Genomic DNA, 9,946 nt, shown 5'->3' with positions numbered 1-9,946 from the left:
GCAGCGGAAGTGTTCCATGAGCGACACGCACAGTGGTAGTGCACTAGCTTCCCAAGCTAGCCACGCGGGTTCGATTCCCGCTACCCGCTCTCGAATTTGGCACAACGGTTCGACGAGGCACCGCCCAAGAGAAATGAAAAGTAATACGTGAATCTATGCGAATGGTTTTCGTAGGTCTCGTGTTGGCTCTCGGCGGCTGCTCCTCTGTCCCAGGTCGCACCATCGCCGTCCCCGCCAGCGCCCAAGCCGTCCCGCAGCTCGCCGGGTCGTATCATCTCGTGCAGCGCGGCGAAACCCTCTGGCGCATCGCCCGCGATTACGGTCTGACGGCGCAGCAGGTCGCGGCCGTCAACCGGCTGCCGAATGCCGCCCGACTTCACACCGGACAGCGGCTCTTCATCCCGCTGCCCACCGAATCGGCTCGGTTTCTCTGGCCGCTGCGGGGCAGCGTCCGCTCCAGCGGAGGTGTGGCGTTAGATATCAGCGCGGCCTCCGGCAGTCTGGTGCGCGCCTCACGAGGGGGTGCTGTGGCCATCGCGGCTGCGCGCATCCCGGGATTAGGCAAGACGCTGATTCTTGATCATCGCGATGGCTACCTCTCCATCTATGGCGGGCTCGACCAGCTGCTGGTGGGACCGAACATGGCGGTGCGGCAAGGCGTGCCGATTGGCACCATCGGAGCCGGCAGCCTGCATTTCGAGATCCGGTACCAAACCAAACCTAAAAACGCGTTAGCCTTGCTCCCGCGCGACTAAGACGAGCATGAATTTACGACCGAGCGTTCAACAGCACCTTCGGCAGCGCGTGCAAGCGTTCACCGAAGGCTTTCGCCAGAATCTCGTCCTGATCGGTCCGCCTGGCAGCGGCAAGACATTCCAGTTGCAGCTCTTGAGCGCAGCCCCTCCTGAGCAGATGCTGGTGATCTACACGCCGCTCTACCGCGAGTCATGCCGCAGCTTCCTTCAGCGGCTGCAAGTCGCCATACTGCAGGCCGGGCTGAGCAGCCCGTCAGGTCCTGCCGCAAGCGGAACCGAGCCTTCGCCATCGCTTGAGCAGTGGTTGAACCGCGCAGCACCGGTCTTTCCGAAGACGACCGCCGCGATGCGCCCCATCGACGCACTGCTCACCCGCCGGCTCTATGCCGAAGCATTCAACCGGACTCTCGACACGATTCCGCTGTTGATCGAAGAGCGCGGCCGTCCCTGCGTGCTGATCCTCGATGAGTTCCTGTATCTCGAGGACCTGGGATTCCATCACGCGTTTCATGAGCTCGGGAAACGCGTCATGACGTGGCCCTCAACGCTCTTCATCCTGGCGAGCTCCTCCCCGTATCGCGCCAAGCGCATTTTGCGGGAGCGGCTCCAATTGCTCTTCGGCCAATTTGAGCTGCTGATACTCGAGACGCTTGATCCGACCATCGCGGGTGCTTGGGCAAGACAGGAGCTCGCGCGTCTGCCCGGGGCGTCAGCGGCCATTCCGTTCTTGATCGACTGGCTCGGCGCCTATCCGTGGTATCTGGCCGTGCTGCTCAAGCGCCTCAAAGAGCTGGCCGCGCTGCAGCAGCGCCGGGCGAAGCTGACCGAAGCCCTCTTCTTGCACGCCGCGTGGGACGTGCTGGGGGCTCGCGAAGGCATCGTGCACCAGTGGTGCCTCTCGTCCACCGAAACCTTATCACGGCAGCGCGGCGGCGCTCGAGCGCTTGAAGCACTCCTCGCGATCGCCCAGGGCGCGCGGACCACCACGGCCATTGGATCGGCGGTGGGCCGCGCAGGGCTCTCAGAAGCGCTCCAACTGCTGATTGAATACGACGTGGCGGAACGCACAGGGACCTGCTGGATGATCGCGAACCCGGTGATGCGCTGCTGGCTCTCCACGGTGCTGCTCGCCCAACGGTCCGCTGCGCGACTGGAGGACGCCGAGATCCGCCGGCGCTTTGACGAGGAGCTCCGACGCCTCTGGCAGGCGTGGTCGCACGCGCATCAACAGCCATTGGCGGAGCAAGTCGCGCATCTGTTTACGCGGTTCGCGGATGACACCATCTCGCTGGATTCCAAAACCGGCCGCTTGCCGAAATTTGACGCCGTGCAGACCCACCCGGCGTCGCCGCCGCAGCACGCCGCGTACCTCGTGGCCAACGGGGAGGGCCGACGGTGGTGCGCGTCTATCCATGATCGACCGGTCGATGAGCAGGCGATCACAGGCTTTGAAACATTTTGCCGCGCCCAATCCCCGAAACCCTCGCGGAAAATCGTGATCACCACCGCCCCCATGGACGACCACGCGAAACTGCTCGCCAAGGCCGCCAACATGTGGATCTGGCAATCCGATGACCTGACCATCCTCCGAGACCTCTATGGACAATCCTGAGGCGCTCCGCCGTCTGTGGGCGCCGTGGCGCGACGCGTTTATCCGCGGCAAGAAACCGCGCGGCTGCGTGTTCTGCCGCGCGAAGCGCTCCCGAGCCGCCGACCGCCGGAACCTCGTCATCGCGCGGGGCCCCCACGCCTTCGCGATCCTGAACCTCTATCCCTACAATAACGGCCACCTGATGATCGCGCCGTACCGCCACATTGGACGGATCGACGCGCTGACCGCCGAGGAATGGCTCGATATCCGGCGGCTGCTGCAAGCGCTCTCACGGAAACTGCGGCAACGGCTGCATCCCCACGGCATGAACGTCGGCGTCAACCTCGGGCGCGCCGCAGGGGCCGGCGTGCTAGGGCACCTGCACGTTCACCTCGTCCCGCGCTGGATCGGCGATGAGAACTTCATGCCGGTCCTCGGGCGCACGAAAGTCCTCTCGCAATCGCTGCGGCAACTGCACGCGTTGCTCACGAACGCGTAACACGATGCGCACCGCCACCGGTTTGATGTCGCGCGAAGACGTGGAAGCGCGCGAAGCGCAGTGGCTCGCCCCGTATGCCATGAAGAGCTGCGCCAGCCGCGGGCGCGCGCATCCGGAGCCGGAAGACCCCTACCGCACCGCCTATCGCCGCGACCGCGACCGGATCATCCACACCACGGCGTTTCGCCGCCTCGAATACAAAACGCAGGTCTTCGTCAATCACGAAGGCGACCATTACCGGACGCGCCTGACCCACACGCTGGAAGTCGCCCAGATCGGCGTCTCGCTCGCCCGCCTGCTGCGATTGAACGAGGATCTCGTCGATGCGGTCTGCTTGGCCCATGACATCGGCCACCCCCCCTTCGGCCACGCCGGGGAAGACGCGCTCCGCGAGCTGATGGAGGGGCACGGCGGCTTTGAGCACAACATCCAGGGCTTGCGGATCGTGGACGTGCTGGAAACCCGCTACCCGAATTTTCCAGGGCTGAACCTGACCTGGGAGGTCCGCGAAAGCATCAACAAGCACCGCGCTCCGTACGCCCAGCCGGATTTGCGGATCGCGCTGGATCCGGCGAAAGCCCCGCTCCTTGAAAGCCAGCTCGCCGACGTCGCCGATGAAATCGCCTATGATAATCATGATCTTGACGACGGCTTGGCATCGGGTATCCTTAAGGAGGATGATCTGCAGTCGCTTGAGCTATGGCGGCAGGCCCGCGATGCCGCCGCCACGGCGCAGCCGGTCGACGGGGAGGTGCAGCGGTATCAAGTCATCCGCGCGCTGATCAACCGGCAAGTGGTTGATCTGGCCACGGCCACCGCCGAGCGCCTCAGCGCACAGCAGATCGACTCGGTGGATGCGGTGCGGGCATGCCGCACGCGGCTGGTCGCCTTCAGCGAAGAGATGGTGCGCCTTCGAACTCCGCTCAAACGCCTGCTCTGGACCCAGTTCTATCACCACGACCGGGTGGTCCGCATGGCGCAGAAAGCCAAACGATGCCTCACTGAGCTCTTTCCCATCTATCTTCGCGCGCCGGAGCAGCTGCCCAACACGACGCGCTTGCGCATCGCCAAGGGAGACGACCCCTATCGAGTCGTCTGCGACTATATCGCCGGCATGACCGATCGCTATTGTTTGGGAGAATACCGGAAGCTGTGCGGCCCTGTGGAGCGGGTGTCGGAATGAGGAGGTGTAGCATGCATCGTGCCTTTGGGATAGCCCTACTGACGGTGGTACTCTGCGGCTGCGGCGTGCGCACCAGCTCGCTGCTGCTGGAACGACATGCGCGCGGCCCCATCGCCGAGAATGCGAGCATCGCGCATCGGGTGGATTGGAAACTGGAACCCCTCTCGCAAACCCAAACCCAGAAAAACGTCGATGTCATCGCCACCTTCGGCTCGCAAAGCTGGATGAAGGACTTCTTTAGCAACCGCAACGCCTTCGGCGCCTTCGCCGGCATGAACCCGTATTTTCTCGAGAACATCGTGTTTTACGTCCGCGTCGCGAATAAGAGCACCCAGCCGATCTTGATCAATCCGCCGGCGTTCGTCCTCATCGATGACCGGGGCAACCAATACACGCCGATCAACGAAGATTATGTCAACGCCATCGCGGAAGCCAAAGCCCCGGTCGCCGTCGCCACGCGCGGCATGCTTGAAGACGCGCGCCCCGGGTATTTCGGCGTCGGGGTGCCGATCGGCAAACTCGTCAACACCCGACCCCAGGGGCGGTTCGCCCTCATCAAGCAATCGTCGCTGCAATCCGGGTACCTGTATCCCAGTGTGACGTATGACGGCTTGGTGGCCTTCTGGAGCCCCTCGCATGACACCAAGAGCCTGAAGCTGGTCCTGACCGACATCAAAACGGACTTTAACGCGAACAACGAGCCGCAAGCCTCGCTGGAATTTCCCTTTACGTTCCAGGTGGTTCCGCCGAAGAAGTAAGCAGCCGTCAAGGAACGCCTTGTGACCGCCGCACCACCCACGCTCCAGGATTCTGCTCGGCTCCTCGAGGACCTCACGGCCACCCAGCGGGTCGCCGTCACCCATGAGGCCGGCCCGCTGCTGATCATCGCCGGTGCCGGCACCGGCAAGACCACGGTGATCACCCGCCGGATCGCGTGGCTGCTGGCGGCGCAGCACGCGAAGCCGGAGGAGGTCCTGGCCCTGACCTTTACCGAAAAAGCCGCGCAGGAAATGGAAGAGCGCGTCGATCTCTTGGTGCCGTACGGCTACCTCGACGTCTCGATGCACACCTTCCATGCCTTCGGCGATGGGCTCCTGCGCGATCATGCCGCGATGCTCGGGCTCTCGCCGTATGCGCGCGTCCTGTCCTCAGGGGAGCAATTGGTGTTTTTGCGCAAGCACCTCTTTGAGCTGCCGCTGGACATCTTTCGGCCCTTGCATGACCCCGCCCGATTCGTCGAGGCCTTGGCCGCGGTGTTCGCCCGCGCGAAAGATGAGGCCGCCACCCCGGAGGACTTCCTCGCCCTGGCCGCATCCAGCGCAGCACCCCCCCGGTTGCGCGAGCTGGCGGAGGCCTTCGCCGCCTACCAGCGGCTGTTGCGGGCGCATGACCTGCTCGATTTCGGCGATCAAATCCTGCTCGCCATCCAGCTGCTCTCGCAGCATCCGGACATCCTGGAGGCGTGCCGTCGCCGCGTGCGGTACCTCTTGGTCGATGAGTTTCAAGACACCAACTACGCCCAGTTCCGGCTGCTGCAATTGCTCGCACCGCCGACGGCCAACATCACGGTGGTCGCCGATGACGATCAGTCGATTTATAAGTGGCGCGGAGCGGCCCTGAGCAACGTGCTGAAGTTCCTGGACCACTACGCCGGGGTGCGAACCGTCGTCCTCACCGAAAATTTCCGCTCAGGCCAGCCGATCCTGGATGCTGCCTACCGCCTGATTCGCTTCAACGATCCCGACCGGCTGGAAGTCCGGCAGGGCATTGAGAAAAAACTCATCGCGCGCAGCGAAACGGCGCGCCCGGACGAACCGCATTTCCACATCTTTGACACCGCCTCCAGCGAAGCCGATTGGGTCGCGCAGACCATCCGCGCCATGGTGGAGTCCGGAGCGCGCCGGCCGAAAGACATCGCTATTCTCGTGCGGTCCAATCGGGAGGCCGACCTGTTTTTGCGCGCCCTCAACGTGGCCGGGATCCCCTGGCAATTCAGCGGAGCCAGCCACCTCTTTGCGAGGGAAGAGAGCAAGATACTGCTCTCATGCCTGAAGGCCCTGGCCGATCCCGACGATAGCCTGAGCTGGTACCATGTGGCCAGCTCTCCGCTGTATCGCTGCCGCATGGACGATCTGACCAAAGTCTTGGCCGCCGCCAACCGCACCAAACGCAGCCTGCAGGCCGTGCTGAAAGCGCTGCCCGCCGATGAGGCGCTGCGCGCCGCGGTTTCTGTCGAGGGGGCGGCGCAATTCCAAACACTCCTGGCCGACATCCAGCAGCTGCTGGAAGCTTCGCGCGCCCAATCGCCGGGGCAGCTGTTGTATCGATGGCTGTCGGATCGCGGGGTGTTGGCGGACCTCTCGCGCGCGGAGCGCGCCGAGGATCTGGCGCGCCTGCAGACGGTGGCGCGGTTCTTTGATCACTTGCGGCGGCTCGAGGAGGTCGCCGGCAACCGCCTGCCGGATCTGATGGAGCACCTTGAGCTATTCCAGGCGATGGGCCATGAGCCGCTCAACGACGAGGATGTGTGGGCCGATCGCGTGAACGTGCTGACCATCCATAAAGCCAAAGGGCTGGAGTTTCCCGTGGTGTTCCTCGTCGGATTGGTGCAAGGACGGTTTCCGACCCCGCCGCGCAAAGAGGCCCTCGAGCTGCCCGAGGCACTGATCCAAGACATCCTGCCCTCCGGGGAGTATCACCTGCAGGAGGAGCGGCGGCTGTTTTACGTGGGCATGACGCGGGCGAAGGAGCAGCTCCATTTGACCTGCGCGTATCGCTACGGCGGCAAGTCCGTGCGGAAGGTCAGCCAATTCGTGCTCGAAGCCCTGGACTTGCCGAGCCCCAGCCCGATGGCGAAGACCGCCACCGCCAAGGAGCTCATCGAGCGCTCAGCCAGCAAACCTCCGGTCGCCCTGGCCCCTGCGCGCGTGCCGCGCGCTCCCCTCCGGCTGGATCCCCACGGGGTTGATGATTACGACACCTGCCCGCTGAAATACCGCTACAGCCACGTGCTCAGGATCCCGGTCATGCGCCACCATCTCGTGGTGTATGGAGCGGCACTCCATAAAGCCGTGGAGCACTTCTTCACCCGCCGCCTGCAGGGACGAGACATGACCGAGGCCGAGCTGTTGGACGCGTTTGACGCTCGCTGGCGCGCCGAAGGATTCCTCACGCGGGAGCATGAGCAGCTGCGGTTGGCCCAAGGCAGGGACGTGCTGCGCCGATTTTTCGCGCGCCAGACGGAAGCGCCGGAATATCCGACGCTGATTGAGGAAAAATTCGCCTTCCCCCTCGAGGATCTCGTCGTGGTGGGGCGGTGGGACCGGGTCGATCAGCGCGGCGATGAGGCCGTCATCATCGACTATAAATCATCCGAGGTGGCGGAACAGGCCGAAGCCAATGCCCGGGCCAGACGATCGCTGCAAATGCTGATCTACGCGCTGGCGTGGTTCACCCTGCACGGCCGGATGCCTGCGCGGGTGGAGCTGCGGTTTCTGGACACTGACGTGATCGGCCAGGCCGTCTTTGATCTCGACGATCTTGAGCGAGCCAGGGCCCTGCTCCTGAGCACCGCTTCGGGCATCCGGGCCGGAGAGTTTGCGGCCCAGCCGGATGAGTTCTCCTGCCGCTGGTGCGCGTTTCAATCGATCTGTCCCTCGGCGTTTCGGCCACAGTAACTCCGCACTATTTTCTGACTCCCTCTTGAAATATCCCAAGCCCATCAGGCAAGCTTAAATTGACAGCGAAAGGTTATAGAAAGTATTAACGAATACGCAGACTACGTGAGCTTCACCAGTTAGCTACGGGTCCCTCAGCCCGATGACGGACGGCCGAGCTGCCAGTCACGAAGTGGTGGTTCGGCTTTTGTCTTGAGCAGGGAGGAGCATGGAGCCACACGCGATGTTTCACCGGCAGATCCAGCATCTCAAGATGGACCCGACCGCGCAGGAGATCTCCGAGGCGCGGTTCAAGCGGTTTCTCAAAGAGCTGGAAACCTACGAGCGGAAGTTCATCTTTGAGCGAACGCTCGATGCGTTTCTGGATCTCTACTCGGCGTGGAAGCAGTATCCGGCGAATGAGTTGAAGCTGCGCGTGGTGATGCTGGCCTTCGAGCTGCACCGGCTGAACCCCGAGTTTGTGTGCGACCTCTCGTTCCAGGAAGGGCCAGGATGCGAGAAATCCTCGTCAGGAACCTGACCTCAGCGGATTACCTCAAACGCGACTGCGTCGTCACCGAGCAGATGACGCAGGGCGACTATACGACCAACGTCATCCGCCGCTGCACCTACCATGTCGAGTCGCAAACCCCCTTGCCGTCGCTGGACGATTCCGTCTCGTGGGCCCATCGGCTGGATCCGCTGCCCCCGCGGCAAGTCTTCGTCACCAAAGATCTGGATCCGGACACCGGAGCTGAGAGCGTCTCCTACAAAGTGCTCGGCCATTTCTACGTGGTCTGGGGCCATGACATCTTCTGCATCGGCTACCGCCATATCCTCTCCATGAATATTGATCCCCCCGAAGACCTCCTCGAATAACGCTCCTCGGAAATTGACGGAACCGGCGAAACCGTGTTAGATTGGGTCATCATGAGCGGGCCACGACAGACGATGGCCGTCCTTGGTGATGGCGGGTGGGGGACGACACTCGCCATCCACCTGCACCGATTGGGTCATCGCGTGCGCCTGTGGGGAGCGTTTCCGGAGTATGTGGCCCTCTTACGCCGCCGCCGAGTCAATCCGAAGTTTCTGCCCGGCATTCCTCTGCCGAAATCGCTGCGCATCACCGCAGATCTTCGGGAAGCGGCGGCCGCTGCAGACATCATCGTGCTGGCGACTCCCTCGCAACACCTGCGATCGATCGCCAAGAGGCTTGGGGACGGTTCTCTTTTTCGCGTGAAAAAGAGAGCCGTCCCCATCGTCGTCAGCGTGGCGAAAGGCATCGAGCAAGGCAGCCTCAAGCGCATGTCCCAAGTTCTTCATGAGGAGTTGGGGCCGGGGCGGCTGGCCGTGCTCTCCGGTCCCAACATCGCGAAAGAAATTGCCACCGGGCATCCGGCCAGCTCGGTGGTCGCCTCACACCACCACGATGTCGCCCTCCGAATTCAACAGTCGTTCATGAGTGATCGTTTGCGCCTGTACACGTCGACGGATGTCATCGGCGTGGAGCTCGGCGGCGCCCTCAAAAATCCCATCGCCATCGCCGCCGGGATAAGCGACGGGCTGGGGTTTGGCGCCAACGCCAAAGCCGCGCTGGTGACGCGCGGCATCGTGGAAATGGCTCGCGTGGGTGTCGCGATGGGCGCTCGAGCGGAAACGTTCTGGGGCTTGAGCGGTCGTGGTGATTTGGTCACCACGTGCCTCTCCGGACGCAACCGCTGGCTGGGAGAGCAGCTGGGCCAGGGCAAACGGCTGCGTGCCGTGCTGGCGTCAACGCCGATGGTGATTGAAGGTGTGGAGACCTCAACGGCGGCGGTCGCGCTGGCGCATCGCCATCATGTCGAGGTCCCGATCATCGAGCAAGTGCATGCGATCCTCTTTCGCCGCCGCGCGCCGCGCGCCGCGCTGTCCGCCCTCATGCGCCGCTCCGGAAAGTCTGAAGCCCTCTGAAGCCCTCTCATTGACAGGGTTTCCCCCGCCTGGTAGTCTGTATATTCATCCCACTCCCTGGCCGTGTCGCCAAAGGCGGCTGCCCCGCCCGGGGCGGGGCGGTTCGCGTTCCGCGAACCCGGCCAGGGGGTGATAGCATGAAAACGCTGGGTCGCTTGAACGCTGTCATACTGGCACCAACCGACAGGAGGTGCCGCGATGACATCCATCGCAGTGAACACGGTGATCGGGATGGACATTGGACTCCACGACTCCTGGTGTGAGGCTCGTAGCACAGCTAGCGGGCCACCCCTCATAGAAGCCCGGCTGCGG

9 protein-coding genes and 1 tRNA gene are annotated in these 9,946 nt (G+C 63.4%); all 10 read left to right on the top strand.

From position 1 onward, the window contains the following. Positions 1 to 3 precede the first annotated feature (3 nt). Positions 4 to 89, top strand: a tRNA-Gly gene (locus tag HY737_02920). Between the two features lie 72 nt (positions 90 to 161). Continuing rightward, the gene (locus HY737_02915) at positions 162 to 755 is read left to right on the top strand and encodes a peptidoglycan DD-metalloendopeptidase family protein (GenBank protein ID MBI4597337.1); all 594 of its coding nucleotides are present in this window, start codon (positions 162 to 164) and stop codon (positions 753 to 755) included. A 7-nt stretch (positions 756 to 762) separates the two neighbouring features. Further along, a complete protein-coding gene (locus HY737_02910) occupies positions 763 to 2,367 on the top strand; it encodes an ATP-binding protein (protein MBI4597336.1) in 1,605 nt (534 codons plus the stop codon). Further along, the gene (locus tag HY737_02905; GenBank protein ID MBI4597335.1) at positions 2,354 to 2,845 is read left to right on the top strand and encodes an HIT domain-containing protein; all 492 of its coding nucleotides are present in this window, start codon (positions 2,354 to 2,356) and stop codon (positions 2,843 to 2,845) included. The genes HY737_02910 and HY737_02905 overlap by 14 nt, the downstream gene beginning before the upstream one ends. Before the next feature lie 4 nt (positions 2,846 to 2,849). Next, positions 2,850 to 4,028 carry a deoxyguanosinetriphosphate triphosphohydrolase gene (locus HY737_02900; protein MBI4597334.1) on the top strand — a complete coding sequence of 393 codons (1,179 nt, stop codon included), beginning with the start codon at positions 2,850 to 2,852 and terminating at the stop codon, positions 4,026 to 4,028. 11 nt (positions 4,029 to 4,039) lie between these two features. Further along, a complete protein-coding gene (locus HY737_02895) occupies positions 4,040 to 4,786 on the top strand; it encodes a hypothetical protein (protein MBI4597333.1) in 747 nt (248 codons plus the stop codon). 21 nt (positions 4,787 to 4,807) lie between these two features. Next, on the top strand, positions 4,808 to 7,705 hold the full coding sequence (locus tag HY737_02890; protein ID MBI4597332.1) for an ATP-dependent helicase: 2,898 nt from the start codon (positions 4,808 to 4,810) through the stop codon (positions 7,703 to 7,705). 208 nt (positions 7,706 to 7,913) lie between these two features. Continuing rightward, positions 7,914 to 8,225, top strand: a complete 312-nt coding sequence (locus tag HY737_02885; protein ID MBI4597331.1) for a hypothetical protein — start codon at positions 7,914 to 7,916, stop codon at positions 8,223 to 8,225. Continuing rightward, positions 8,198 to 8,563: a hypothetical protein gene (locus HY737_02880; GenBank protein ID MBI4597330.1), complete on the top strand. Its 366-nt coding sequence runs from the start codon at positions 8,198 to 8,200 to the stop codon at positions 8,561 to 8,563. The genes HY737_02885 and HY737_02880 overlap by 28 nt, the downstream gene beginning before the upstream one ends. Positions 8,564 to 8,635: 72 nt before the next feature. Further along, positions 8,636 to 9,634 carry an NAD(P)-dependent glycerol-3-phosphate dehydrogenase gene (locus tag HY737_02875; GenBank protein ID MBI4597329.1) on the top strand — a complete coding sequence of 333 codons (999 nt, stop codon included), beginning with the start codon at positions 8,636 to 8,638 and terminating at the stop codon, positions 9,632 to 9,634. The last annotated feature ends 312 nt before the right edge of the window (positions 9,635 to 9,946 follow it).

The sequence above is a fragment of the Candidatus Omnitrophota bacterium genome (assembly GCA_016209275.1).
Classification (GTDB): Bacteria; Omnitrophota; Gorgyraeia; order Aquiviventales; family Aquiviventaceae; genus JACQWM01.
Note: the sequence above shows the minus strand (reverse complement) of the source record. Positions and strands in the feature narration are given on the sequence as shown.

Bases quoted from the DNA above. Each gene is read 5' to 3' on its own strand.
- HY737_02875 (MBI4597329.1), top strand. From the start codon at position 8,636: ATGGCCGTCCTTGGTGATGGCGGGTGGGGGACGACACTCGCCATCCAC.
- HY737_02910 (MBI4597336.1), top strand. From the start codon at position 763: ATGAATTTACGACCGAGCGTTCAACAGCACCTTCGGCAGCGCGTGCAA.
- HY737_02885 (MBI4597331.1), top strand. From the start codon at position 7,914: ATGGAGCCACACGCGATGTTTCACCGGCAGATCCAGCATCTCAAGATG.
- HY737_02880 (MBI4597330.1), top strand. From the start codon at position 8,198: ATGCGAGAAATCCTCGTCAGGAACCTGACCTCAGCGGATTACCTCAAA.
- HY737_02915 (MBI4597337.1), top strand. From the start codon at position 162: ATGGTTTTCGTAGGTCTCGTGTTGGCTCTCGGCGGCTGCTCCTCTGTC.
- HY737_02895 (MBI4597333.1), top strand. From the start codon at position 4,040: ATGCATCGTGCCTTTGGGATAGCCCTACTGACGGTGGTACTCTGCGGC.
- HY737_02905 (MBI4597335.1), top strand. From the start codon at position 2,354: ATGGACAATCCTGAGGCGCTCCGCCGTCTGTGGGCGCCGTGGCGCGAC.
- HY737_02900 (MBI4597334.1), top strand. From the start codon at position 2,850: ATGCGCACCGCCACCGGTTTGATGTCGCGCGAAGACGTGGAAGCGCGC.